Origin of the sequence: Mesorhizobium sp. CO1-1-7, from assembly GCF_020164885.1 — a bacterium.
GTDB classification, from domain to species: domain Bacteria; phylum Pseudomonadota; class Alphaproteobacteria; order Rhizobiales; family Rhizobiaceae; genus Mesorhizobium; species Mesorhizobium australicum.
Genome location: NZ_JAIUHA010000009.1, coordinates 258,292 through 283,834, shown reverse-complemented (window position 1 = coordinate 283,834; position 25,543 = coordinate 258,292). Strand labels below are relative to the sequence as shown.

Below are 25,543 nucleotides of genomic sequence, written 5' to 3'. Positions count from 1 at the left end.
GTCAGTTGGTTCCTTCAACGACCGAAAGGTGATGGCCGGCCCGCCGGTCGAGCAATTCCGCGACAATCTCGGAAATGTGAGGCAGCCCTTCTAGCGTCAGATGCGGATTACTCTGTGAGGGGCGGGGCCGATCCGGCAGCGCCACGAGTGCATCGGCGAATCGCTGGGAGTCCTTGGCTTCGTGCGGCAAAAGCAGCTCGATGAGGCCGAGTTCGGCTGCGCGCCGAGCGCGAATTAGTTGTTCCTGACGTGGCTCGATGCGCGGCACGATTAGCGCCGGCTTGTCGAAAGACAATATCTCGCAATAGGTGTTGTAACCACCCATGGCCACCACCGCCTTGGCGCCGGCAATCAGGTCTTCCATGCGGTTGTCGAACTCGATCATCTTGATGTAGGGGATCTTGGCCCCCTTTTTGAGCAGCTTGTTGCGCTTGCGGGCCGGCATGTAAGGCCCAAGCACGATCAGCGCCCTGTGCTGCAGTTGCGGATCCTGCTGATAGACATCGATGACGTCGTGAATCAATTCGGCACCGTCGCCGCCGCCGCCGGTGGTGACCAGGATATAATCGCCCTCGGGCCGGTGGCCGGGCAACTCGTTCCGCTGCAAGCTTCGTTGCAGGAAACCGACGAAACTCATCTTTGCCCTGACAGCCGGCGGCACATCCAGGCCGGTCAGCGGATCGTAGAAATCCGGCGGCCCGTAGACCCAGACCTTGTCGTAGAACAGGCCAATCTTGCGCATCACATCCCTGCGCGCCCACTCTGCCTCGAGCAGGTGCGGCGCATCCATCACCTCGCGCAGGCCAAGCACCAGCGTGGTGCCACGCGTCTTGAGGTAGGACAGAGTATCCTCAATCTCACCGCGCAGGCCGAGCGGTTCCTTGTCGACAATGAAGATATCCGGCCGGAAGGTCTCGGCGGTGTGGCGGATGATCGACTGGCGCATCCTCAGCGTCTCATGCAGATCAATATCCTTTTCCAGCGAGGTGTATTCGCCGTTGCGCAACTTGATGACGCTGGGGATCTTCACGAAGTCGACACGGGCTCTGTAGTCGAAGGCGCCAGCGATAGTCGCACCCGAAATGATAAGCACCTGAAGTCCGCGGAAATCCTCCACCAGCGAATGCGCGATGGTCCGGCAGCGCTGCAAGTGGCCAAGCCCGAACGTGTCGTGGCTGTACATGAGAATTCGAGCGTTTTCTGTGTGCTGGGTCATTGTTGAACGTCTCTTAGAATTCTCGACTTGAGGGACCGTGAGCGACGCGCCGCTTCGAAACCATCGTGGCTGTGAAAAATGAGGTCGCCATTCTCAAATGTATCGCTTCTGTGGAACGCCTGTCAGACAGGCCTCCCGATTGTCTGACTTCGAAACTTGCCGGGTAGGGAATGTCGCCTTGCGGAGCGGGCCGAGACTCCCTGTTGAAGTTTGAGGAGGGATCGAAGGGGGCGTGGTATCCAAAAGATCGGCAGAAATCATCCCTCTTGATTCCAATAAGTTTCGGTGTCTCCAAACTCGATTGGATCGGAACGGTGAAGGCGAATTCCGCAATCCTGCCCGTATAGCCGATTGATTGGTCGCCAGGCGTCGCACGGCCGAAATCTGTTGTGGAACTCACTTCGTGCGCCATTGCCCTTGGTCTGGGGGGACCAAAGGTGCTGCCCATCAACCTCTTGAGGGGCGGTCTGATTGTGATTCACCGACCAGAACTGAGTCATCTGCCGCCCAAGCTAGCCGGAATTTCAGCAAGAATCGAGTGGATGCCATCGCTGGCAACACACCGCCCGCAGGTGGGGTGTGCAAGACCTGTGCTTGTCGATCGCCAAGGCCCCCATTTATCTCGCAATGTTCCACCAAGACCAACCCAATTGACCATGCCGCCGAGATGGCTCGCGACCATTTGGTGGCCGTTCATTGGCCACAATGTCCGTTTTTCCCAGATGCGCCAATGCCACCGGAGCGCCTCACCAAGCTTGACCCCGAATCTGCTCGCCCCGGCGTCTACAAGTGCAACGAATGGCCTGCCATTCCCTATCAGGGTCGGAACGGTGTTTGAGCGAGATCGGCCCGCACAAATGGATGCTGGGTTGGCACCTCAATGCCTCTCCCAAGAAAGCCGTGTCCGCGCCCCAGCTACTCGGCGTCATCTATACACGGCATTCGCGACCCGATGTCGGAAAAGGTTAAGCCGTGGCCCGCTTGACGGCGAAGGCAAGATCGTAGAACGAAACCCACATCGGGGCGCGGGGACCGCGATTACCTTTCACCACAGCGCAACGGCCAGCCCGCTTGAAGCGCAAGATGACGCCGAAGGGCGCCGTTGTCGGTCTGGTCGAGCGTGATAGCAAAGCCCGCGTGTTCGCGTCCAGCACGCCACCAAGGCCGTTGTGCGCGGTATCCTGCTGCGCATGCCAACCGTAAATCGACGCTCTACACCGACCAATCGCTGCACAGCATGACCGGCCAGAGGGGTTCTAACCCTGTTTTCTTTGGGTTCCAATGCAAACGGCGGTGATTTTCCCCAATCACCGCCGTTGATGCACCCAAGCCACAGGGAAGGACGGGCTAGGCACATGAGAATGCGCAAATTAGACCTGCCGGCGAGTCCGTCAAGACGTCCGTGGCGTTACGCATGAAAATACCCAATGGGTGGAACATTCGAAGTCAAATTTCACTGACCCGATAACGACGACCCAGACCGCCGCGGACGGGCTCCAAACGGTCGCTGCCCCGCCCTCTCCAGCATGCACATCCGGCTCAGACTTCTGCCCTTGGTGTTAGGGGCGCGCTAGGATAGCATATCTGCGGATTGGGGTATGCGATGCCAGAAGTCTCGATACGCCGAGCGGACTTCATGATGGTCCTCGCTTATGCATCGGACCTCGCGACAGGCCATTCCCGCGACTTCGCCCTGAAATCCTGCGTGCTTGCGATGCGGATCGCCGAGCTTGCCGGCCTTTCGGAGCAGATCCGGCGCAATGCGTATCACCAGTCGATGCTGCGCTATGTCGGCTGCAATGCCGACACGGACCTTCTGTCGGCCACCTTCGGCGATGAAATTGCGTTGCGCCAGGATCTCGTCGGTCTCGACATGGGCAACCGCGCGGAACTAGGCAGGGTCTTCGTACAGGCCTTCAAGCGGCTTTACTATGATCTCGACCCCGATGCGCAGGCCAAGGCGATCGAGGCCGCGATGTCGCAGGCTCTCGCCGTGGCCCGCCCGGTACTCACCGCCCATTGCGAGGTTGCGCAGCGGATCGGCGTGCGCCTCGGCCTGTCCGACGAGATCCGGCGCAATCTTGGACAAATCTACGAACGCTGGGATGGCAAGGGCCTACCGCGTGGGCTGAGCGGCGAAGACGTCTTGCCCGCCGTGCGCCTGATTACTTTGGCGCAGGATGCTATTGCGCTCAGCGACGCGGCCGGCATCGACGCGATGGCCGAGACCATCGCCAGTCGTGGCGATGGTGCCTACGAGGCGGAGCTGGCCCGGCTCGTCGCCGCCAACGCCGCCGTGCTGATGGAGGGCATCGGCGCGACGGTCGACCGCGAGACGATCCTGGCGCTGGAGCCCGACCCGCCGGTGACGCTGGACGAGGCGGCTTGCGACGAGGCTTTCCTTGCCGTTGCCGACATGATCGACATGCGCATGCCGTTCACACAAGGTCATTCGCGGATGGTGGCGGAACTGGCCGAGGGTGGAGCACGACGCCTCGGGCTGCCCGAGCCCGATGTCCGCGCACTGCGCTGGTCTGGATGCATCCATGACATCGGCGAACTGGTGGTGCCGGTGGCAACCTGGATGCGGAACGGGCCGCTATCCGTCCGCGAGCGGGACGCCGCACAGTTGCACGCCTATTACGGCGAGCGGGCGCTGGCCTCGTTCGGTCCTCAGGGCGATGCTATTGCTGGGCTCGTGCTTCGCCATCACGAGCGCCTGGACGGCTCGGGCTATCACCGCAAAGTTGGCGGCTCCGACCTCTCTCCGGCGGCGAGGACCCTGGCCGCCGCCGAAGCGTACCAAACTTCGCGGGAGGAGCGCCCACACCGCAAGGCGTTGTCCAGCGAGGCGGCGGCGGCGCAGCTGCGTACCTCTGTTCGAGAGGGCTGTATCTGCCCCGACGCCGCCGAGGCTGTACTGTCCTTCGCCGGACAGCCGTCGCGACGCCCGGCCCCGCGCTCGCTGGCCGGCATGACGCCGCGCGAGATCGAGGTGCTGCGTCTGATCGCCGCCGGCCTGACCGCGAAGGAGGCCGCGCGCAAGCTGCTTATCTCACCCAAGACCGCGGATAACCATATCCAGAGCGTCTATTCCAAGATCGGCGTGGCTACCCGTGCGGCCGCGGCGCTCTACGCGGTCGAGCACGGGCTGGTCAGGCCAGGCGAAACGCAGCCATAGGGAATACACCCCATGTGCGCCCCCTGCGGCGCGCGCATCCTAATCCTGTCGACGGACCAATGGTGGCCGCGACCGACAGGAGGAAATTCAATGCTTCTTGCAACGACGAAGGTGGCGGACGTCGACCGCTTCATCCACATCTTTTCCACCAAGGGCGCCGACAAGCGCCGACTGCACGGCTCGAACGGCGCAACCGTGTTCCGCGACCCAAGCGAGGCCGACCGCATCTGGGCCATCTTCGACTGGGACGCCGAGGGTTGGAAGAATTTCGTGTCGGATCCGGAGGTTCCCGCGATCCTGCAGGAAGCCGGCCATGTCGGCAAGCCGCAGGCGGCACTGCTGCTGGGCCACTACGAGGCCTGACCTTCGCGCTACGCGCCGTCGGCCATGCACGGCGGCGCGCCCGACGAAGACCCGGAGATGAACCCTACAATATCGGAGAGATTAGATGAACCAGAATCCTATTAAGATCGGCCTCATCGCCGAACTCACCGGCCCCTTGTCCATCATGGGCATCGCCAATGCCAATCTCACCACCATGCTTGTCGACGACATCAACGCCAAAGGCGGCCTCCTCGGCCGGCCGGTGAAGCTCATCATAGAGGATGGCGAGACCACCGACAGCGCGGCCAAGGCAAGCGCCGCCAAACTTGTGGATGTCGACAAGGTCGACTTGGTCGTTGGCGGCATCTACAGCTCGACCCGCCTCGCCATCAAGAGCGAGGCGGTCACCCGGGGCAAAACGCTCTACATCTACACCGAGCAGTATGAGGGACAAGAAAACGATCCCTTGATCTTCTGCACGGGCCCGGTGCCGGCGCAGCAGGTGGAACCGCTGATTCCATGGCTGATGAAGAGCACCGGGGCAAAGAGGTTCTATTTGCCGTCGGCCGATTATATCTGGCCCCACATTCTAAATAAGGCGGCAAGCCGGGTCGTGCGCGCCAATGGCGGCGAGATCGTCGGCGAGGAGTATTTCCCGCTCGATACCGTCGATTTCCGACGGACGGTGCAGCAGATCATGGTCAGCGGTGCCGATGTCGTGTTCAACACCATTGTTCCGCCGGGGCTGACGCCGTTCCTAGATGAGTTGCATAAAGCTGGATTCGGCAAGCGCGGCGGCAGGATCGTCTGTACCTATTTTGACGAGAACTTTCTCAACCTCGTCCCGTCCGAGCAGATCGAGGGCCTCTACAGCTGCCTCGACTACTATCAGGAACTCGACGATCCATATGGCCGCGCGCTTTTGAACCGCTACACAGCGCGTTTCCCCGGCAGCGCCATGTTGACTGCAGGCAGCGGCTGCACCGGCCATTACCGGGCGATCAAGATGTGGGAAGCAGCAGTGAAGGAATCCGGCACCCTCGAGCAGGGCGCCGTCATCGCGGCGCTCAATCATGCTCGGATCAGCGAGGGACCAGGTGGACCGGCCGAAATGGTTCCCGGTCAGCACCATGTTCGCATGAACATGTACATTGCGCAGGCGGAGCGCGGTCGATTCCGGGTCGTCAGGAAGCTGGGCCCGATCGATCCGAACGAGCGCGTGCTGACGGAAGAATTGCAACTGAGCTTGAGGTGAACTGCGCAGACGTCGATTACTGTTCTTCCAATCGGCGAGGGTGGCTCGGTAATGCTGCCCTCGTCATCCTTTTGTCGGGCTCCCGGAACAGGCGGCGCACCCAGTGTGGTGAGGGAGATATCGCTTGCTCGCCGAGCGCCTCATTGGCCGTTACTACATGATGGCGCACGGACCCGAAATCGGGCAGGAATGTGCTGATGTCAGTTCCCAGCCGTAACCTTGTCCGATTAACGTCCGCCTCCCTGCTCATAGGGTTTGCTGCGCTCATGGCTATCGTGGTCACAAATTTCTGGCTTGGCCAGAGATCGCAATCCTACTTCGATGATGCGATCGCAGCGCGAAACACCCGGGTCGCGGCGGTTGAATTGAGAAATGCAATGCAGACGGCTGAGGCGTCCGAACGCGGTTTCGTGATCACCGGCAACGAAATCTATTTGGGACCATATCAAACAGCCAAAGCCCAAGCGCAGCGCCACCTCGAAGCGCTGCAGACGTTGCTGACTTCCTATCCCGACTCCCAATCGACGCTGCACCGGCTCACCGCAATCGTTGCCGCCAAGTTTGGAGAGTTCGATCAGACGATAGCACTCAAGCGCGACCAGCGGGATGCAGAGATCTCAGCGTTGTTCCGAACGAACAGAGGTAAGGCTCTGACGGACGAAGCCAATGTGTACTTCTCGGGTGTTATCGGGCGGGCGGATGACCGACTTACATCCGGTGTCGCCGAGCAGCGTGCCAACAGCGGATGGCTGCGGCTTGTTTCTGCAGTCGGCGGGCTTGTCATCGTCGTCGTCGTTGCCGGGGCTGCCTATGCAGCCGCTCGTTACACCAGAGAACTTCGCAAGACACGCGACGAGGTCAATGCACTCAACAGCGACTTGGAACTACGTGTCAGCACCCGAACTGAAGATCTGGCAAGGGCCCGCGACCGGGCCGAGGTGCTTCTATCGGAAGTCAATCACAGGGTCGCGAACAGTCTGGCACTGCTCTCGTCGCTTGTAACTCTCCAGTCAAAAGCAGTCGGGGATAATGCGTCAAAAGATGCACTGGCCGAAACCCAGGACCGCATCTTCGCGATCTCGCTGGTGCACAGGAGGCTCTACAGTTCTTCCGATGTCCGCTCGGTTGCCCTCGACGAATACCTTGCTGGGCTGCTCGATCACCTGCGAACGTCGCTTCGAAGCCAGGGACATGGCGTAAGGCTCTCCTACGAGGTAGATCCGATCAAACTCGAGACAGATGCCTGCATCAACCTTGGGGTGGTGGTCACTGAACTCGTTACAAACGCGTTCAAGTATGCCTACCCCGATGGGGCGGGAGACATTCAGGTACGGCTCACAGCACTGCCGGGCGAACAAGCGGAGCTGCTGGTCGAGGACGCCGGTATCGGGAGGGCCGAGGGCCTGCCCGCCAAAGGTACAGGGGTGGGCAGCAGGATCATCAATGCCATGGGTGTCAGCCTTGGCGGCAAGATAGAGTATCGCAATCTCCAACCGGGGACCGCGGCTCATTTGGTGTTTTCGACAAAACCACGGCGTGCTACCGCGGTTTTGTAGACAGCTGAGCCACTCAGTAGAAAGTTACCGTCAAGCGAATGCGCGTTGACGAGAGGAGAAACGGTGTTTGGTCTAAAGAGGAGGACTGCCCGGCTGCTCGGCCAAGCGATAGCTCTGCTGCTCATTTCCTCTATGGCCGGGCTTGCTTCGGCGCGCGCCCAGGAAGGTGCCCCAGGCATCACTAGGCGGGCGGTGTTTCCCGTCTTCGACCCAAATGCACCCTCATGCAGTGCCCCGGTCGGCCTGAGCAAGGTTTTGGCCTATGTACAGGAAAACGACCGGGACTTTTTGCAGGGGGTTGATCACGGCCTATCCCTGGCGGCAGTAAATCGCGGCTTGGGGTATCGAAGAGTTCTGGCTGAAAATGACGTCGGCAAGGCCATAGACCAGGTTCACTCTCTCGTCGCGGCGAGGGTTGGCGCCATCGTGGGCACGTCTTCGGATCCGGTGGCTTTCGGCCCCTCGCTTCAGCAGGCGATCTGGTCGGGAGCGTTTGTCGGCACGATCGTGCCTCCACCCGCGACGTTGCTGCTCAATGCTCCGCAATATCGTACAGGCAAGGTGCTAGCTGACGCAGCGATCGAGCACATCAAGGCCAAGCTCGGCGGGAAGGCCAAGGTCGTTCTGCTGACCCAGGACACCATGGAGTTCCTGGCCCCTCGGTTCACGGCAATGCGAGATGGCCTGAATGCCATTCTCGGCGTGACAATCGTAGCCGACATCGCACCGAAGCCGGTCAACAAGGAAGGAGGGTTCGCCACGATGCAAACGATCCTTGTCGCCAACCCCGATGTCGACGTGGTGCTTGGCGGCGATGCCGTCGTGCTGGGCGCGCTGGAAGCATTGCGCGCTGCCGGCAAAGACAGGCCGGATCAATTTCTCGGCGGAATTGATGGCGAGCCAGAGGCGGTTTCTGAAATCAGAAAAGCGGACAGCCCCTACAAGGCGAGCATCGCCTTGTCATCACCGGTTTTCGGGTATGCCATGGGGCAGTTTGCGGCCGATTGGCTCGACGGCAAAAGCATCCCGCAGGCTATGGATATCCTTCCCATTGCACTGACACGCGCCAACCTTGAGTGGTACAATGCCGACTTGCTGGATCCAGCCTCGGTTTACGCCGATCCAGCACGCCGTGATCACTACCTGAAGATGTATGGAAATATCTGTTACGACAGCCGCAACGAGTATGTGAATTTTCCTTGGTCGTCAGAGCTGAAGTGATCTCTTGGCTTGAGGGTCGGCGTGTCGCACGATGGAACCCGCAGCAGAGATGGGTAGCTCAAAAGCCAGTTATGGGTACAAGGCACAGCCGCGATCACGGCCGTGAGGCCCGACAGGCAATTCCTGTCCGGGGGGCGGGCTCCCCAACTCGCGTTCAGAGGGTCGAGGGGTAAGTTAGCAACCACACGAGGATCCACGATGGCGGAACTTGTCACGACGGCGCCCGAACACGCTTTCCCGCCAGCCTCGCTTGAAGAAGGACGACGACAAGCAGGAATAGTCCACGGATTACGGATTGCCAGTACGCTGAGAGCGAAATCCAGCCCATACCGTTCTCAAAGTTCAGGATGTTGAAAAGGATGCCCAGCAGGAGGACGCCAGCAAGCGTGGTCATCACCGAGCCCGAGCCGCCGGTGAGCAGCGTCCCGCCCACGACCACCGCCGCGATAGCGAAGAGTTCCCAGCCGACGCCCTCGATCGGTTGGCCGGCGCCAAATTGCGAGGCAAGGATGACGCCGGCCAACCCCGCGAGGCCGCCGCTCGCGGCATAGACGAGAAACTTGACCCGGTCAGTGCGCAGTCCCATCAAGCGTGAGGCGTCCTCGCCACCGCCAATTGCCAGCACCGTGCGTCCTGCGCTGGTATAGTTCAAGCAGACGGAGCCGATCACATAGGCGGTTACCGCAATCACCGCCGGGACAGGAAACACCCAGAAATTTCCTTGACCAATCCTGGTGAACCCTGAGGCGTAAGATACCGAGACGGTTTGATTGCCGGCAAGCAGCAGCGCCGAGCCGCTGGCTGCCAGCATCGTGGCGAGGGTTGCAATAAATGGCATCAGCTTGCCGCGGGTTATGAGGAAGGCATTGATCAGGCCCGCGGCAAGCCCGACGCCCACGCCGGCCGCGAGCCCTGGGAGCATCCCAAAAGGACTTGCCAATGCGGAGGCGACACTGCCCAAGGCGGCTACGGAGCCAACGGACAGGTCGATGCCGCCGGTCATGATGACGAAGCACATCCCAAGGGCGACGAGCGCGAACATCGAGTTATAGCGCATGACGCTCATGACGTTGAAGAAGCCCAGGAAACGATCGTAGCGCAGGAATCCGAACAGAACGAGCCCCGCAAGGGCAACCAGCACACCGTAGGTGCCGATGATGCGGACAAGATGGGCGCGGTTCACGGCCTATGTCCGATGCTGCTGCTGTAGCCAGACAGCAAATGCGATGATGATCGCCTTCACCACAAGCGCCGCAGCGTCGGGCACCCCGTTCGCAAGCAGGGTATATCGAACGAGCTGGATGGTGAGCGCGCCGAGCAGGGTACCGATAATGGTTGCCTTGCCGCCGCTGAGCAACGTTCCGCCGACGGCGACCGCGGCGATGGCATCCAGTTCCATGCCCGACCCGACAAGATTTGCGTCACTTGAGGAGTTGATGGCGATGACGATGAGTCCGGCCAGCCCGGCGCAACTCCCGCTAATGGCATAGACGGACAGCTTGATTTTGGGGACGTCAATGCCTGCGAGTTCAGAAGCCTTTTCGTTGCCGCCGACCGCAAGGATACTACGTCCGAACACGGTGCGTTTCAGGATCCAAGCCGCGCCCGCAACAAGCATCATCATGATGATGACCTGAGCAGGTATATTGAAGGGGCGGGCAAGCCCAATCCATTGGAATTGTGGCACGCGAAATGTCTGCAAGTTGCCATTGGTCATAACTTGCGCGATCCCTCGCCCGGCGATGAACAACACCAGCGTTGCCACTATAGGCTGGATGCGAAAGCGGGCGACCAACCAGCCGTTGAAGAGACCAAACAAGCTGGCGACAAGGATCGACGCGCTCATAGCCAGCGTCACTGCTACGTAGATATTATCAATCGGAAAGATCTTGCCCATGAAGATCATCGGAGCCAGCGCGCCGGAAATGGCCATCAGCGAGCCGACCGAGAGGTCGATGCCGCCGGTTGCGATCACCAGCGTCATTCCGACCGCAACGATGACGATTGTACAGACCTGCGTGAGATTAACGTTGAGCGTCTGCATCGTCGCGAAGTTCTGGGTGTAGGCAAGATTGAAGGCCATTAGCAGCGCCAGCACGATCACCATTCCGTAGCGTGCCAGAAAGCCGAACAGATCGAAGCCGCGCGTCCCGGTGTCGCTAGCCGTTGAGGGTCTCGTCAGCTCGGTCACGCTTACACCTCCGCCGGTGAACCGCCATGCGCCATGGCTGCGATGACGTCCTTTTCGTTGGCGGCATCGCCTTCTAGCTCGGCCACGCTGATACCTTCGCGCAAGACGAAAATGCGGTCCGCGCCCTCGATCACTTCTTCCAGTTCAGAGGAGATCATCAAAACTCCCAATCCCTCATCGGCGAGCCGTCGGATGAGACGCTGGATCTCGCCCTTTGCACCGACGTCGATGCCGCGCGTCGGCTCGTCAAGGATAAGCAGCTTTGGATTCATCGCCAACCAGCGGGCAAGCAGGACCTTCTGCTGATTTCCGCCGGAGAGTTCGCGAACCCTCTGGTTCGGGCCGGAACATTTGATGCCAAGTTCGCGGATGAACCGCTCGACGATTTCACGCTGCCGCGTCTCGTTCAGGACACCGTTGCGGCTGATCTTCGGCAGCAGCGCAAGTGTGACATTCTCCGCCACCGTCATTTCCGGCACGATGCCCTCGGCCTTGCGGTCCTCGGTACAGAAGCCCATGCCCGCGGCGATGGCATCGGCCGGGCCGGCAGGGCGGTAAGGCGAGTTCTCTATCGTCATGTCACCGGCGCTGAGGGGGTCGGCCCCAAACACAAGCCGCGCTGTTTCGGTGCGGCCGGCGCCAAGCAGGCCCGCAAAGCCTGCAATTTCGCCACGACGTACGTCGAAGCTTACACGGCGTACCGACTGTCCGGCGGCAAGGCCGCGCGCGGAAAACAACACATCGCCTAGCTTGGAGCGATCGCGCTCGCCGAAGGCTGTTGCGTGACCCTCGACCACGGAGACATCGCGGCCGAGCATCGCCGCCACCAGCTCGAGCTTGCTGATGTCCTCCATCTCAGCGCTTCGCACCGTCCGGCCATCGCGCATGATCGTAACCCGATCGCAAACCTCGAAGAGCTCGTCGAGCTTGTGGCTGACGAAAATGACGGAGACGCCCTCGGCCTTCAACTGCCGGATCACGTTGAACAGAACCGCAACCTCACGCTCGTCAAGGGAAGAGGTCGGCTCGTCCATAATGACGAGCCGGGCCGAAAAGCCGATTGCTCGGGCGATCGCCACCATCTGCTGGGTGGCGGTGTTGAAATCGCCGAGCGGACGGCGAACGTCAATGAGGATCGAGAACCGGCTAAGCAGGCGTTCCGCATCCGCGTTCATGGCAGACCAGTCCAAGAGGCCGTAGCGGCGTTTCTCACGACCGAGGCAAATATTCTCGGCCACCGAGCGCAGCGGGACGAGATTGACCTCCTGGTAGATGGTGCTGATGCCACTGAGCTGCGCCTCGTGCGGCGAGCCGGCCTCGAATGGACGGCCCTGGAAAAGGGCCACGCCGGCGTCCTTGCGATGGTAGCCCGTAAGCACCTTGATCAGGGTGGATTTCCCCGCCCCGTTCTGGCCGATGAGGGCGTGGACTTCACCCGCACGGACCTGAAGCGTGGCCTCGGTCAGCGCCGGGATGCCGGCAAATTTCTTCTGGATTTCGCGCATATCCAAAAGCAACCGAGCGGATTCAACCGGCTGAGCGGTCATGGGCCAAGCTCCGAATGGCCCGCCCGCGGATGTGGGCAGGCCATGAAAGTGCAATCAAAACGCGATGTCGAAATCCTTCTTGGCGTTGGTGGCGTCAAAGAAGTGATCTTCGTTCTTGATGAAGGGCGGGATTTTCTTGCCGGCGGCGTAGTCGGCCATGGTGGCGAACGCCTTCGGCCCAAACAGTGGGCTGCATGCGCAAATAGCGCCGATTTTACCGTCGATGATCGCCTGCACGCCTTCTTTTTCCCCGTCGATCGACAAGATCAGGACGTCCTTGCCCGGGGCCTTGCCGGCAGCTTCCAAGGCGGCAATGGCCCCCAGGGCCATCTCGTCGTTGTGGGCATAAATAATGTCGGCGTCGGGATGCGCCTGGAGCAGCGTCTCGGCCACCTGGCGGCCCTTGTCGCGGGCGAAGTCGCCCGACTGGGACGCCAAAATCTTGAATTCCGAGTGCTTCGCGATGAAATCGTCGAAGCCCTTCTTTCGGTCGGTCGCTGCCGACGCGCCAGTCGTGCCTTCGAGTTCGATGATCTTCGATTTACCGTTGGCGTTCTTGACCAGCCATTCGCCGATGCGGGTTGCCTCCTCGATGAAATCGGAACCGATGAAGCAGACATAGTCCTCGCCGGGCTTTGCCATCGTATGGTCGACGTCCCGATCGATCAGGAAGACCGGGATGCCGGCATCGCGGGCGGCTAGGACGACCGGCACCAGCGGTTTGTCCTCGCGCGGAGGCAAGAAGATAGCGTCGACGCCTTGTGCGATCATCGAGTTTACGTCGGCGGCCTGCTTTGCAGACGACCCGGCTGCGTCGGTGTAGACCAACTGATGGCCGAGCTTCGCGGCCTCGTCGTGCATGCTCTTGGTCTCGGCCAGCCGCCAGGGATTGTTGCTTTCCGTCTGCGCGAAGCCGACCTTGTACTTGTCCTTTTTGGCAAGTGGCGGAAGCGCCGCGAAGGCCCGCGATCCTAGTGTGAGTGCCGCGGCGCCAACGGCGGAGCCTATTAACAATTTCCGACGGGTAATGATCATGCTCTTTCCTCCTTGATTTGTCGTTTTTGACGACTGTGAATGTTCCTCACCATCCTTGCATTGGCGGCTGCCCGCTTTGCCTTTGGATTTCCTTGGCCGCTATACCGCCTCCAGGATGAAGTCGGCGCAGCGGTCGCCCAGCATCATCGCCGGCGCGGCCGTGTTGCCGGCATTGATGTTAGGACAGGCCGACATGTCCGCGACCCGCAGATTGTCAATCCCGCGCACGCGCATCGCAGCGTCCAGCACCGCCATCCGATCGCTGTCGGGGCCCATCCGACAGGTCCCGGCCGGATGGTAGTTCGTCTTGACGAACCGCTTGCAGTGCTTCGCTAAAGCCTCGTCACTGTCTTCATTGCCTGCCGGCACGGCTATGGCCTTCACGCGATCAGCCAGCGGTTTCGTGCGGAATGCCTTGAGGAAATAGCGCTGGCCCGAGATCATCTCCTTCATGTCCTCTGGGTGTGCGAGCAAATGAGGAGAAACGACCGGCATGTCCTTTGGATTGGCCGAACGAAGCTTCACAAAGCCGCGCGACTTTGGCTTCACAACCACCGTCGTTACGGTCAGCCCATAGGTATTGGCGACCAAAGTGAGGATGTCGCGGTCCAGGTACACGTGCGGCACGCAAAATACTTGGATCGTCGGCTCGCCTTCGGGATCGGCAGGATTGACGAAAGCTCCCGCCTCGACCCCAGCAGACAGGATCGTGCCGGTGCCGAAAAGCTTGAACTGCAGACCGTTTCTGACCATTCGCCAGCCTTGGCCCTGCTTGAAGTAGCCATAGGATCCGTTGGTGGTGGCGATGATCGGCACCTCAGGATGGTCGATCAGGTTCTCGCCGACCCCTGGCAAGTCGGCTGTACAGGCGATGCCATGCTGCGCAAGCGCATCGGCGGGGCCGACGCCCGACAGCATGAGAAGTTTCGGCGAAATCAGCGCGCCTGATGAGATGATGACGTCGCCGTCGGCATAGGCGGTGTGTTCTGTGCCAGAGGAATCCACATAGGCGACTCCTCTGGCGCGCTCGTTTTCGATCATCACGCGGCTGACCGCACAATTCAGTCTCAGGGTGAGCCTGGGATCACGCAATAGAGGCTCGATGAACGCATAGGCGGCACTGCTGCGTTTTCCACCGCGGTTCGTGAACTGGTAGAAGCCTACGCCGCGCTGCGAAGCTCCGTTGAAATCATGGTTGTAGGGCAGTCCCAGCCCTTGCAGCGCCTGCACGAACCAGCGCGAAACATCGTCAATATAACCGGGATCGGAGACAAGCAGGGGGCCGGTGGTTCCGTGCAACTCGCCGCCAAGGCGGTTGTTACCTTCCATGCCGGTGAAATGCGGCAGCACGGCCTGCCAGTTCCAGCGGATACCGGCATTGTTGCCACGCAGCAATTCATCCCATTCGTCATAATCTGCGGGCCGGCCGCGCATGTAGACCTGGGCGTTGACCGAAGTACCGCCACCCAGCACGTTGCCTTGCGAGATTTCGTGGACGCGGCCGTCGAGGTGCGCCTGAGGTTCGGTGCGATGATAGCTCATGAATTTTGAGCCGTTGATCATCTTAAAAATGCCGGGCGGCATGTCGAGCAGCGGATGGCGGTGCGAATGCCCAGCCTCCAGCAAGAGAACCCGCCGGCCCGCTCTCACCAGTCTGGCCGCTACAACGCAGCCCGACGCTCCGCCGCCCACGACAATATGATCGTAGGACCTCGTCATCCTTCCTGTCCGTCAGGTGTTTCAAAGGTTCCGCGGACATATTCCCATGCCGAGGCAAGATGGTTGAGCAGGGCCCGCTCGGCACCATCGGGGTCACGCTCGATGATCGCGGCACAGATGTCACGATGGCTGAGGAAATTCACCCGATTGCGCTCAGGCGATCTCGGCATGCGCAGCCAATGCGGGGAGAGCCAGGCAGTAAACGCCTTATGCACGGCGGGCAACACCGGGTTGCGCGCGATGTCGTAAAGCACCGCGTGAAACGCCACATCGGTGGCATAGAAGTTCTCGGAGTCCGGTATCGCGGCCTCGTTCACCGCAAGTGCCGCCCTGAGCGCTGCGACATCGTCCTTGCGGGCGCTGATCGCGGCACTGCGAGCCAAGGCCGCTTCCAGGAAGACGCGCATGTCGTACAGAGTTTTCACGCCGGCCTTATCGACCAACAAGTGGCCGACCATGCCTTCCAGCGCGCCAAGGGCTGTATCGAGCCCCGGACGACGGGCCACCGGGCGAAAGCGGGGGCGCGCTTCGACTAGCCCCCGGCTTGCCAGCCGGGCGATTGCTTCGCGCACCACGCCACGTCCCACGCCGTATAGCGCCATGAGTTCCCGCTCAGCCGGCAGATAGCTGCCATCATCAAGCTTTCCGGAAATGATGTCGCGCTCGATGCCCGCTACCATGATGTCGGCCGCGCGAGCAGATCCGACCATCGCCGGCGCTCCCCGATGCTGTTCCGTCTGCAGCAAGCCTGATCTCCATGTCGCACCTCCATTAAGGCGCAAATCGGACCAAAGCACAAGCAGCTACGATATTTCGTCGGACCAAAATGGCGGCTGCCCGGCTTTAACGTTGCAGTTAGGCCATTTCTGATGCAATTATGGTCGTACCAAATTCACACGCACAAGAGGACTCCGATGTGAGCAGCACGGCAATCCAGGGCGTCGAGACACGGCTGTTCCGTGTGCCACTGCGCGAAGAGATGAGCGATGCCAAGCATGGCGCCCACACCCATTTCGAACTGGTGACCGTGACTGTCAGGCTTACCGATGGCAGCGAGGGTACCGGCTATACTTACACGGGCGGCAAGGGCGGCCATGCCATCCGCGCCCTCATCGAGCGTGATCTGACGCCCTTTTTGCTTGGGCGCGACGCCGCTGACATAGATGCCGTCTACGACGGCATGTTGTGGCATATTCACTATGTCGGGCGCGGCGGCATCGCTTCCTTTGCAATTTCGGCGGTCGATATAGCTTTATGGGATCTCAAGGGCCTGCGGACGGGCCTTCCGCTCTGGAAGATGGCAGGCGGAGCAGGCCGAACTGCGAAGGTGTATCGCGGCGGCATCGACCTGAATCTCACCCTTGATCAGCTCCTTTCCAACATCGAATCTTATCTCCAGGCAGGCTTCACGGCAGTGAAGATCAAGGTAGGTAAGGACAACCTTGCCGAAGATGTGGCCCGCGTGAGAGCCGTCCGGGAGCGTATCGGACCTGATACGCCGTTGATGGTGGATGCGAACTACGCGTTGGATGTTCCGCGCGCGATCGAAGCGGCAAAGGCTTTCGCGCCCTATGACATATTATGGTTCGAGGAGCCTATCATTCCCGACGACTATGAAGGTTACGCGACCATCGCGCAGGCAACTGGCATGCCGCTCGCGATGGGAGAGAATCTGCACGTGATTGAGGAGTTCGAGCACGCCTTTGCGTGGTCGAGGCTGTCCTATATCCAACCGGATGCCTCGAATTGCGGTGGCGTCACCGGCTGGCTGCGGGTCGCTCACCGTTCACGCAAGGCCGGGGTGCCGGTGTGCAGCCACGGCATGCAGGAACTTCACGTCAGCCTCGTCGCTGGCCAGGAGAATGCCGGGTGGGTCGAAGCGCACAGTTTCGACATCGACTCCTATACAACCAGGCCCTTGGTGCTTCATGGCGGGCTAGCAGTGGCACCCGACGAGGCGGGCGTCGGTGTGCTATTCGACTGGCAAAAATTGTCGGCAGCCAGCGCCGCTTAGCTGGCATGCAGGTGAACGCTCCACTCTAGCATCCCAGTTGGCGATAGCGTGGCCTTGCGCGTTCACGTAATAGCCGGGGGCCTCGATATGGGCGATATTGCTTTGGCGGCGGACCTGATTCCGCTCGGCCGGCGCCAACCACGCCACCCAGCTCCCACCCGGCGCCGGCCACCTTCGGCTTACCGATTCATCAGGTACGTCTGGCCAACTGCTCGCCTTCGCCAAATCACATCACGCAAGGGCGCTTTTCAAAGAGGGGGCGGAAAGCAGGTATTCTCCAGTTTCACCGACGAGAAGGACCGTCTCCGGGTTCGCCCAGAGATCCTGTTCCGAAAGGTGGCTCGGAGACGGACAACGGGCGCCTCGTGGCGAGGAGCGCGACGGCAAAGCAGGCCACCAGCGAAGTCGGCGATCGCAAAACCAGCTTGTCAATGTCACGCCTCGAAACTTAGGCGGCAAAATCTCGACGTCGCGATCCGGTCAAAACTCCGATATGCTCAAGCAAAGCATTGGGGGTGACATGGACCCGATCAAGAGCCTAGTCGTGGTGCGGGATGACATAATCGCCGCGATCCTTCGCCTGGAAGCAATCCCGGAAGACGACAAGTATTATGGTTTCGCTCTTCAAGAGCGCGGCTACTTGAAGAGCGTGGTTATCAAGATCGAGGCCGACATTCGCATATTGCAAGAAACGCTATAGATGCCGACCGAATCGCTTCGGGTGGCTAGGTTCGCACCTCGCCATCGAGCAAGCTTTCAAGACCAATCCTGGCGACCAGATCGAAGTCGGAAATGGCTATTCGTTCGACAGGGAGCCGGGCGACGGTGGCACACACTGCGCGCAAGCCTGTGATCGCGGCGGTTCGGTGCACGACCGACATGCATGAAATGGGCAACGTTCGATTGGAACAGCTGTGCGCAGGAAGAAGACGAGGAGCAGTGATCGACCCCCTCTCATTAATCCGTTCGCGCCTTTGCCGGGGTGGTTTGACTTGTCCACGACCTGAAAGACCGCACACCTTGGCCTCGAAGCGGTCGTTAATTTCAATCCGGCCCATCCTTACCAATCGTGTATGCGTCGGATTGGGCAGCCGACCGAACTATGCGAAAGACGGGTTGATCTTTCGCGTTCCTGCGCAGCCGGGAGAGCTTCGCTAGGAAGATCTCTACATTTCGCCTCTGCGGCTGTCGCCGTTGTCCACCGCGGGATTGACCTCAGACGCAGCATTCATTCGCATGGTGCAGATCAGTCCCGATTTGTGGAACTTCAGAGTGACGCGTCCGGACGTGCCGGACGCAAACACGCGCTCGAGGAGCTGCGTGCCGAAGCCCTTTCGCTCGATCGGTTCGACGGGCGGACCTCCCCGTTCGCGCCATTCTAAATTGAGCCAGCGATGCTGTTTTTGACCGACGAGCTTCCAATGAATCGACACCGTGCCGGTTTCGTTCGACAGTGCTCCATACTTGAGCGCATTCGTCGTAAGCTCATGAAAAGCCAGAGCGGCCGAAAGAGCGACGTTCGGTGATAGCCAGACCGACTCGCCGCTAATCCCGAAGCGGTCGATCGGTGCGTGTGAGCTGACCGATGTGGCAATCAGATCCCTGACGTCGGCGCCACTCCAGTTCTGCTGAATAAGCAGATCGTTGGCCTTGGCCAGCGAGACGAGACGGCTGGAGAGCGTGCGTCCTGCTTCAGCCAGGCTTGTGGCGTTGCGAAGTGTCTGGGAGGCAATGGACTGAACCACGGCAAGGATATTCTTCACGCGATGGTTCAGCTCATTGGTCAGCAATTTGAGCTGCTCCTCGCCGCGTTTGCGTTCCGTTATGTCGAGGCTGATTTGAACGGCGCCAATAATGCTGCCACTGGGGTTGCGAATTGGACGTGCGCTGGAAAGTAGAAGGCGCTCGATACCTGACGGCAACGTGTAGACGAACTCTTCGTGATCCGTCAGCTGCCCGCGCATGGCGCGGCTAAGAGGGCGGTCTTCGCGGCTCACTATGTGCCCGTCCTTGACGGCCACCGTGTCGATGACAAGGTCGGGGCTGCCGAAGGTTTTGTGCGCGTCTGTCGGCAGGCCCATGAGTTCTGCCGCGAAGCGGTTGCGGATGACCTGAAGAGCCTTCGGATCATAGGTAAACCAGACTGCCGCCGGCGCTGTCTCCAACACCGCCTCCAGCTCGTAGCGCCGTTCGGCGATCGCCCGCTCTGCATCCACCATCGCCTGGGCGATGGCAGCGAACTCCGTAACCGAGGTCGACAAGGCTTCGACGCTGCGGCCGTGACCCAGCGCTTCGGCCCGTGTCGCCAGTTCAGCGGTGGCCCGGGTGAATCCTTTGCCGACGAAATATGCCAGAGCAACCGAGACAAGAAGCGACAGGAGACCTATCCCGCAGATCGCCGCAAGCGAGCGCCAGAGCGGCGCCTGCGCTGCTGCAAGCGGCACGTTTGCTGTGTAAAACCAATCAGAGTCCGGAGACCTGTAGTAGCCCGCCAGCAGCGTCTCCCCTTCGAAATTGCGTGACGTGAATGAGCCCGAGCGCCCGACTATCTTTTCCACGTATTCGGGCAATCCGCGCTTCCCGGTCCATTCGTCGTGGAACCTGGAACGTGCAACGTAATTTCCGTCGCGATCTCCCACGCCCACAGTCCATCCTTGCGGGACCGCCGGCATCAGAACATCGCGGATCCGGGCAGTCGGCACAGAAAGCGTAAGAAGCAGGTCCTCCCCCTTCGGGGCGGGCACCCGAACGGCAACAGCTACGCGGTATTCGCCCGAGCCTTTGCCGCTGAAGACATCGCTAACGAAAACACCGGAACGGCTGAGTTTCTCGCGCTCGACAGAAGCTATAGGTGCGACTGACGGCAAGGCGGCACCGTAGCCTATTTCGGTGTTCATCAGCTGATTGCCGCCAAGATCGCGCAGGACGATCGTCCGGTCCGTCCCGTGGACAAGATCGAGCGCCTCGCGGTGAAAGGCTTGCAGATCGCCACTGGCGAGCGCGGCGGATTTGGACAGGCCGTCGAGGATGGTTTTGAGATTCGCCAGCTCGCCCTCTACAACGAGCGACACCTGGCGAGCCGTTTGCACGGCATCCTGCTCAAAACGATATCGTTCATGCAGGGCATATTGGCCTAGCAGATAGCCGGCAAACAGCCACACCGGGACAACTGCGGCGGCGGTCAAAGCAAGCAGATGCGATCGAACTGATCGACGAGGCAAGTCCATATCCCGTGCCGGCTCAGGAACCTCACCATAATCGGCGGGCCACGAACGGCAAGCGTTAGTTTAAGCGAATATAATGCTTCCGGTGCGCCGTGGCGCACGCGATAAGGTGCCATGGCCGCCGGTCACTGCCGTGGGCTACTCTTTGACCGCGCCGGTCATTGACGACACGTAGTGCTCGACGAAGAAGGAATAAAGGATCACCACCGGCAGCGAGCCTATCAGGGCGCCTGCCATAAGCGAACCCCATTCGTAAACGTCGGAGCGGACCAGCTCGGTCAGCACGCCCACCGGCACGGTCTTATTCTCGGACGACTGGATGAAGGTGAGGGCGTAAATGAACTCATTCCACGACAGCGTGAAGGCGAAGATACCCGCCGAGATCAGCCCTGGTACCGACAGCGGCAGCACGATCTTGGTTAGCACTTGCCAGCGGCTGGCGCCGTCGATGAGGGCGCACTCCTCCAGTTCGAAGGGAATGGAACGGAAATAGCCCATCAGCAACCAGGTGCAGAAAGGCACCAGGAAAGTCGGATAAGTCAGGATCAAGGCAAAGGGCGTGTCATAAAGCCCGAGATTAAACACCATCACCGACAGCGGAATGAACAGGATGGACGGTGGGACCAGATAGGCGAGGAACACGGCCAGCCCGACCTGGCGCGAGCCGGAAAAACGCAGTCGCTCGATCGCATACGCAGCCAACACCGCGGCGACAAGCGACAGCACGGTAGCGGCGGCCGCAATAATCGTCGTGTTGAGCAGCCAGCCGGGATAGGAGGTCTCGAAAAGCAGATAGCGGATGTTCTGCAAGGTCGGGTGGACGACCCAGAACGGGCTCGATGTATCGTAACTCGTCATTTCTGCGTTGGGTTTGATGGCGGTGATCGTCATCCAGTAAAAGGGAAAGAGCAGCACGATGACAAATATGGCCAGTGGGACATAGATCGTGACCACGCGACGCGGCATGCTTTGCAGATAGCTCATGCCACCTTCGTCGCCGCCGGCTGCGTTGGCCTTGGGGTCGGTCAGAGCCATCTCAATCTCCGCCGCCTTGCTGCCATCTGCGTCGCTGCAGGCCGAAATAGCTGAACAGGATCGCGCCTAGTAGGAACGGGATCATCGCCACGGCGATGGCTGCGCCTTCGCCGAGCTGCCCGCCCGAAATGCCACGTTGGAAAGAAAGCGTCGCCATGAGATGTGTGGCGTTCACCGGGCCGCCGCGCGTCAGCACATAGATGAGCTGGAAATCGGTGAAGGTGAACAGTACCGAAAAGGTCATCGTGATGGCGATGATCGGCGTCAGCAGCGGCAAGGTGACATAACGAAACAGCTGCCATCGACCGGCGCCGTCCAGCGTGGCGGCTTCGTAGAGTGATTGCGGGATCGTCTGCAGGCCGGCAAGCAGCGTTATGGCGACGAAGGGAATGCCGCGCCAGACATTAGCGGCGATCACCGAAGCGCGCGCGTTTTGCGGATCGCCAAGGAAGTTGATGTTGTGGTCGATGAGGCCCATCTGCTTGAGGGCCCAGGAGATGATCGAGAATTGCGAATCGTAGATCCACCAGAAGGCGATCGCCGATAGCACCGTCGGCACCACCCAGGGAAGAAGCACCACGGCGCGGAAAAACGATTTGAACTGCAGGTTCTCGTTGAGCAGCAACGCCAGCCAAAGGCCGAGGGCGAACTTCAGGATAGACGCGCTCACCGTGTAGAGAAGCGTGTTGAACACGGACAGCCAGAACACGCTGTCGTCCCAGAGGTATTCATAATTCTCAAGGCCGATGAAGACGCCCGGCCTGCCGATGCGGGCGTCGGTAAAGCCGAGCCAGACGCCCAGCCCGAGCGGATAGGTCAGAAAGACCAGCAGCAGCACCACTGTCGGCAGCATAAAGCCAAAGCTGAGCAGGCCACGGCTTTCGGCAATGCGCGACAAGAAGGAAGGGCGGGGCGGGGCGGCGGTTGTCACGGCCATGAAAGGCTCCTGTGGCGGGTATCGAGTTGCAGCAGTCCTTCGACCTTCGTGGACTACAGGCGCGCGGGCCCATTGGTCCGCGCTCTCTCCTTGCGGGCGCGTGCCTTTCGGCGGCACGTCGCGGCGCCTGCTGGGGTCGACTGGAAAACAACAAGCGTCTTCCCCCGCGAATGGAAGAACACGTCCAGACTACACCCGGTAATACCTGTTGGCGCGCTTTTCGGCCTCTTCCATTGCCTCCTGCGGTGTCGCCCGACCAGTCACCGCCTTGGCGAACATGTCGACCAGCACATAGTCGGCCATGGTCGCGGCGGACGCGTAGCCGAGCGGCCCTGCGTAGCCGTTGTTGCGCAGCGTCGCTGACGCCTTGGCATAGGGCGCATAGTTTGGATCGGCCTTCCAGATCGGATTGTCGTCGTAGGCCTTCAAGGTCTGGCAGCAATAGCCGGAAGAGCCCTTGATCCATTCCGACATCTGCGGTTCCTCGAACATGAACTGCAGATAGGCCTTGGCCGCGTTGGGATAGGGCGTGTAGTTGAAGATCACCGCCGAAGTGACCTGGTAAAGCTCCACCGCCTTGCCGACCGGACCGATCGGCAAGCTGGCCGTGCGGATGTCCTTGGCCATTTCAGCCAGCTTGGGATCCTTGTCCTTGTTGATCCTGGCTGTTTCATAGGCCGAGATACCGTTGGCGATGACCGACAGCTCGCCGGCCAGGAAGGCACGATTGTTGTTGACGTCGAGCCAGCTTTCGGTGCCAGGGATGAAGGTCTTGTAGAGGGCCTGGGCATATTCGATCGCCTTCAGCGTCTCGGGACTGTTGATCACCACCTTGCTGTTCTCGTCGACCATCTTGCCGCCATGGCTCCATAAGAGCCAGTGGGCGTAGTTGTTGCCGTCGCCGACGCCGTGGCCGTGGGTGAAGCCGGCTGGGTGGCCCTTGGCTTGCAGAGCCTTGCACAATTCGAGGAAGCTGTCGGTGTCCTTCGGGAACTCGGAAAAGCCGGCCTCCTTGACCCAACTCTCGCGGTAGACGATCGCGTTGCCTATGGTAGCCAGCGGCAGCCCGATGAACTTGCCGTCCTTGGTGGCGTAGCTCTTTGGGCCCTCGTGCCAGCCGCCATATTTCTTGCCCAGATAATCTCCGAGATCGGTCACATCGAGGAGCTTGTCGGGATATTGGAACGGATCGTCGAACCAGACGAACATCAGGTCAGGACCCGAGCCGACATTGGCGGCGACCGCCGCTTTGGGACGAATGTCCTCCCAGCTCTCCTTGTCGACGCGCACCTCGACACCGGTGGCATCGGTGAATTTCTTCGTCTGCGCCAGCCAGGCGTTCTCATCACCCTGGACGAATGGTGACCAGCGAAGGAGCCTGAGCTTGGCGCCCTTTTCGGGCGTGTATTTCGGCCCATCCTGGGCAAAGGCTGACGTGCCAAGCAGCCGGCTACCGATTGCTCCGGCCGCCGCAGCAACGGCGCTGGTGCGGATCACGTCTCTTCTGGTGTATCTCATGGCCATTTCCTCCTGTTTGATTGGCTAACCTCGGCATATTAAAAGCCGGCGGCCCGTATCTGCGTCAAAGAGATGGACCAGGCTTGGTTCGGCGGCGAGCCTGACGGTTTGGCCCGGCTGGAACGGGTGGCGCTCCCGAAAATTCGCGACGATCTCTTCGCCGCCAGGGGCGCGGCCGATGATCTGCAACTCCGACCCGGTCGGTTCGATGACGGAGATGGTGACGGGAAAGCCCTGGTCGCAGAGGCGCAGATGCTCTGGCCGGATGCCAAGTACCACTCGACCTCCATTCAGGCCTTTCGGCGTCTGCGGCAAGTGTACGGCGACGCCGGAGCTGCCTTCAAAGCCGCTGGCGCCAATGCGTCCTGTCAGCATGTTCATGGCTGGAGAGCCGATGAACATCGCCACGAAAAGATTGTCGGGGCGGTCATAAAGATCGAGCGGGCGCCCGATCTGCTCCACATTGCCGTCATGCATGACGACGATCTTGTCGGCCATCGTCATCGCCTCGATCTGGTCGTGAGTGACATAGACGGTCGTGGTCTTCAGGCGCTGGTGCAGTTCCTTGATCTCTGCGCGCATCTGCACGCGCAGCTTGGCATCCAGATTGGAGAGGGGCTCGTCGAACAAGAACACCTGCGGGTCGCGAACGATCGCCCGGCCCATCGCCACGCGCTGCCGCTGCCCGCCGGAAAGCTGCCGGGGATAGCGCGACAGAAGCGGCGTGAGGTTGAGAATTTCCGCGGCACGCGCAACCTTGGCATCGCTCTCCTGCTTCGAGACACGCTTCAACATCAGGGAGAACGCCATATTCTCTCGCACCGTCATATGTGGATAGAGCGCGTAGTTCTGGAACACCATGGCAATGTCGCGCTCCTTGGGGGCGACCGCGTTGACAACGCGCCCACCAATGGCGATCTCGCCGCGCGTGATGCCCTCCAGGCCCGCGATCATGCGCAACAGCGTCGACTTCCCACAGCCCGAGGGGCCGACGAGCGTGACGAACTCGCCGTCTTCTATGTCGATGCCGACGCCATGGAGAATCTCGGCGACGCCGAAGGACTTATAGACATCGCGGATCGCAACGGACGCCATCGATTTCCTCCCGAGCGATTAGACGCCTGCAAGAAGACGTCCACTTCACATACGCAGCTTCCGGTCTTGCCGCGTCCTCCATCTGAAGTGGTAGCGCTACCAGCAGTGCGTGTAAAGCACGGCCTGATCTCCCTGGGCCACAGTGATCTAGATCGAATTTTCAATGTTTCGAGAGGCGCTCGGCCGCTCGGGACAAACGCAGCATTCCTCGGCCATCGCCGTCCCATCCTTGTGCACCTCCGATTCTCCAAATATTGCGGAACAAGGCGGCGGCCAGTGGCGGCGACCTCAACGGCAATCGAATGGACTGACGGCCGGCGAGCTGGTTGGCCGACGAGGCTCGGCTCCTGGTAGGCCGACCGCTGGAGACCGCTCGTCCGCATTCATGCCGCCCATCGCGCCTCTCGTGATCTCCTTCGTGGCATTGGTCCGCATCGCTGCCGCTGTCCGGAGATGCTCCTGCCGGAGCGCTGAG

The 25,543-nt window shown here is 60.6% G+C and carries 19 protein-coding genes; 7 read left to right on the top strand and 12 right to left on the bottom strand.

Translation table 11 applies throughout. The features are described from left to right. Position 1 precedes the first annotated feature (1 nt). On the bottom strand, positions 2–1,216 hold the full coding sequence (locus LB516_RS21370) for a glycosyltransferase family protein (RefSeq protein ID WP_140619064.1): 1,215 nt from the start codon (positions 1,214–1,216) through the stop codon (positions 2–4). Positions 1,217–2,930: 1,714 nt separating this feature from the next. Between LB516_RS21370 and LB516_RS21365 the strand changes: the two genes are divergently transcribed. The 5 genes from LB516_RS21365 (at position 2,931) to LB516_RS21345 (ending at position 8,753) form a co-directional block, all read left to right on the top strand. Then, positions 2,931–4,397 (top strand): HD domain-containing phosphohydrolase, encoded by a 1,467-nt coding sequence (locus tag LB516_RS21365; RefSeq protein ID WP_224720321.1) that lies wholly within the window; start codon positions 2,931–2,933, stop codon positions 4,395–4,397. Positions 4,398–4,487: 90 nt separating this feature from the next. After that, the gene (locus tag LB516_RS21360; protein ID WP_140619068.1) at positions 4,488–4,760 is read left to right on the top strand and encodes a hypothetical protein; all 273 of its coding nucleotides are present in this window, start codon (positions 4,488–4,490) and stop codon (positions 4,758–4,760) included. Positions 4,761–4,845: 85 nt separating this feature from the next. Then, entirely contained in the window at positions 4,846–5,976 is a 1,131-nt protein-coding gene (locus LB516_RS21355; protein WP_140722230.1) for a substrate-binding protein, read from the top strand. A 197-nt stretch (positions 5,977–6,173) separates the two neighbouring features. Then, positions 6,174–7,532, top strand: a complete 1,359-nt coding sequence (locus LB516_RS21350) for a sensor histidine kinase (RefSeq protein WP_140722233.1) — start codon at positions 6,174–6,176, stop codon at positions 7,530–7,532. A 63-nt stretch (positions 7,533–7,595) separates the two neighbouring features. Next, the gene (locus tag LB516_RS21345; RefSeq protein ID WP_224720320.1) at positions 7,596–8,753 is read left to right on the top strand and encodes a sugar ABC transporter substrate-binding protein; all 1,158 of its coding nucleotides are present in this window, start codon (positions 7,596–7,598) and stop codon (positions 8,751–8,753) included. Positions 8,754–8,964: 211 nt separating this feature from the next. Here the strand turns inward: LB516_RS21345 and LB516_RS21340 are convergent, their stop codons facing one another. From LB516_RS21340 to LB516_RS21315, 6 genes are all read right to left on the bottom strand, one after another. After that, a complete protein-coding gene (locus tag LB516_RS21340) occupies positions 8,965–9,936 on the bottom strand; it encodes an ABC transporter permease (protein WP_140722236.1) in 972 nt (323 codons plus the stop codon). Positions 9,937–9,939: 3 nt separating this feature from the next. After that, complete coding sequence (locus LB516_RS21335; protein WP_411969418.1) at positions 9,940–10,935, bottom strand: ABC transporter permease; 996 nt, start codon at positions 10,933–10,935, stop codon at positions 9,940–9,942. Between the two features lie 11 nt (positions 10,936–10,946). Then, entirely contained in the window at positions 10,947–12,491 is a 1,545-nt protein-coding gene (locus tag LB516_RS21330; RefSeq protein ID WP_140619079.1) for a sugar ABC transporter ATP-binding protein, read from the bottom strand. Positions 12,492–12,545: 54 nt separating this feature from the next. Then, positions 12,546–13,526, bottom strand: a complete 981-nt coding sequence (locus LB516_RS21325; RefSeq protein ID WP_140619081.1) for an ABC transporter substrate-binding protein — start codon at positions 13,524–13,526, stop codon at positions 12,546–12,548. Positions 13,527–13,625: 99 nt separating this feature from the next. After that, positions 13,626–15,245, bottom strand: coding sequence for a GMC family oxidoreductase (locus LB516_RS21320; protein ID WP_140722243.1), 1,620 nt, complete (start codon positions 15,243–15,245; stop codon positions 13,626–13,628). Next, complete coding sequence (locus LB516_RS21315) at positions 15,242–15,991, bottom strand: FCD domain-containing protein (RefSeq protein ID WP_224641807.1); 750 nt, start codon at positions 15,989–15,991, stop codon at positions 15,242–15,244. Before LB516_RS21315 ends, LB516_RS21320 begins: the two co-directional genes overlap by 4 nt. A gap of 170 nt (positions 15,992–16,161) precedes the next feature. Between LB516_RS21315 and LB516_RS21310 the strand changes: the two genes are divergently transcribed. Both LB516_RS21310 and LB516_RS21305 read left to right on the top strand, forming a co-directional pair. Continuing rightward, positions 16,162–17,259, top strand: a complete 1,098-nt coding sequence (locus LB516_RS21310) for a mandelate racemase/muconate lactonizing enzyme family protein (RefSeq protein WP_140619085.1) — start codon at positions 16,162–16,164, stop codon at positions 17,257–17,259. Positions 17,260–17,779: 520 nt separating this feature from the next. Beyond that, positions 17,780–17,959 (top strand): hypothetical protein, encoded by a 180-nt coding sequence (locus LB516_RS21305; RefSeq protein WP_140722246.1) that lies wholly within the window; start codon positions 17,780–17,782, stop codon positions 17,957–17,959. A 466-nt stretch (positions 17,960–18,425) separates the two neighbouring features. Here the strand turns inward: LB516_RS21305 and LB516_RS21300 are convergent, their stop codons facing one another. From LB516_RS21300 to LB516_RS21280, 5 genes are all read right to left on the bottom strand, one after another. Continuing rightward, positions 18,426–20,486 (bottom strand): sensor histidine kinase, encoded by a 2,061-nt coding sequence (locus LB516_RS21300; protein WP_140619088.1) that lies wholly within the window; start codon positions 20,484–20,486, stop codon positions 18,426–18,428. Between the two features lie 135 nt (positions 20,487–20,621). Beyond that, positions 20,622–21,518, bottom strand: coding sequence for a carbohydrate ABC transporter permease (locus LB516_RS21295; RefSeq protein ID WP_140722249.1), 897 nt, complete (start codon positions 21,516–21,518; stop codon positions 20,622–20,624). Position 21,519: 1 nt separating this feature from the next. After that, positions 21,520–22,371: a carbohydrate ABC transporter permease gene (locus LB516_RS21290; RefSeq protein WP_411969417.1), complete on the bottom strand. Its 852-nt coding sequence runs from the start codon at positions 22,369–22,371 to the stop codon at positions 21,520–21,522. Between the two features lie 273 nt (positions 22,372–22,644). Beyond that, positions 22,645–23,973: an ABC transporter substrate-binding protein gene (locus tag LB516_RS21285; RefSeq protein WP_140619094.1), complete on the bottom strand. Its 1,329-nt coding sequence runs from the start codon at positions 23,971–23,973 to the stop codon at positions 22,645–22,647. 24 nt (positions 23,974–23,997) lie between these two features. Then, on the bottom strand, positions 23,998–25,068 hold the full coding sequence (locus LB516_RS21280; RefSeq protein ID WP_140722252.1) for an ABC transporter ATP-binding protein: 1,071 nt from the start codon (positions 25,066–25,068) through the stop codon (positions 23,998–24,000). Positions 25,069–25,543: the final 475 nt, after the last annotated feature.

What these genes read in the sequence shown, in the direction of transcription:
- LB516_RS21330 (WP_140619079.1), bottom strand. Translation starts at nt 12,491, where the DNA reads ATGACCGCTCAGCCGGTTGAATCCGCTCGGTTGCTTTTGGATATGCGC.
- LB516_RS21300 (WP_140619088.1), bottom strand. Translation starts at nt 20,486, where the DNA reads ATGGACTTGCCTCGTCGATCAGTTCGATCGCATCTGCTTGCTTTGACC.
- LB516_RS21370 (WP_140619064.1), bottom strand. Translation starts at nt 1,216, where the DNA reads ATGACCCAGCACACAGAAAACGCTCGAATTCTCATGTACAGCCACGAC.
- LB516_RS21355 (WP_140722230.1), top strand. Translation starts at nt 4,846, where the DNA reads ATGAACCAGAATCCTATTAAGATCGGCCTCATCGCCGAACTCACCGGC.
- LB516_RS21320 (WP_140722243.1), bottom strand. Translation starts at nt 15,245, where the DNA reads ATGACGAGGTCCTACGATCATATTGTCGTGGGCGGCGGAGCGTCGGGC.
- LB516_RS21365 (WP_224720321.1), top strand. Translation starts at nt 2,931, where the DNA reads ATGCGGATCGCCGAGCTTGCCGGCCTTTCGGAGCAGATCCGGCGCAAT.
- LB516_RS21285 (WP_140619094.1), bottom strand. Translation starts at nt 23,973, where the DNA reads ATGAGATACACCAGAAGAGACGTGATCCGCACCAGCGCCGTTGCTGCG.
- LB516_RS21290 (WP_411969417.1), bottom strand. Translation starts at nt 22,371, where the DNA reads ATGCTGCCGACAGTGGTGCTGCTGCTGGTCTTTCTGACCTATCCGCTC.
- LB516_RS21360 (WP_140619068.1), top strand. Translation starts at nt 4,488, where the DNA reads ATGCTTCTTGCAACGACGAAGGTGGCGGACGTCGACCGCTTCATCCAC.
- LB516_RS21305 (WP_140722246.1), top strand. Translation starts at nt 17,780, where the DNA reads ATGGACCCGATCAAGAGCCTAGTCGTGGTGCGGGATGACATAATCGCC.
- LB516_RS21350 (WP_140722233.1), top strand. Translation starts at nt 6,174, where the DNA reads ATGTCAGTTCCCAGCCGTAACCTTGTCCGATTAACGTCCGCCTCCCTG.
- LB516_RS21280 (WP_140722252.1), bottom strand. Translation starts at nt 25,068, where the DNA reads ATGGCGTCCGTTGCGATCCGCGATGTCTATAAGTCCTTCGGCGTCGCC.
- LB516_RS21325 (WP_140619081.1), bottom strand. Translation starts at nt 13,526, where the DNA reads ATGATCATTACCCGTCGGAAATTGTTAATAGGCTCCGCCGTTGGCGCC.
- LB516_RS21295 (WP_140722249.1), bottom strand. Translation starts at nt 21,518, where the DNA reads ATGGCTCTGACCGACCCCAAGGCCAACGCAGCCGGCGGCGACGAAGGT.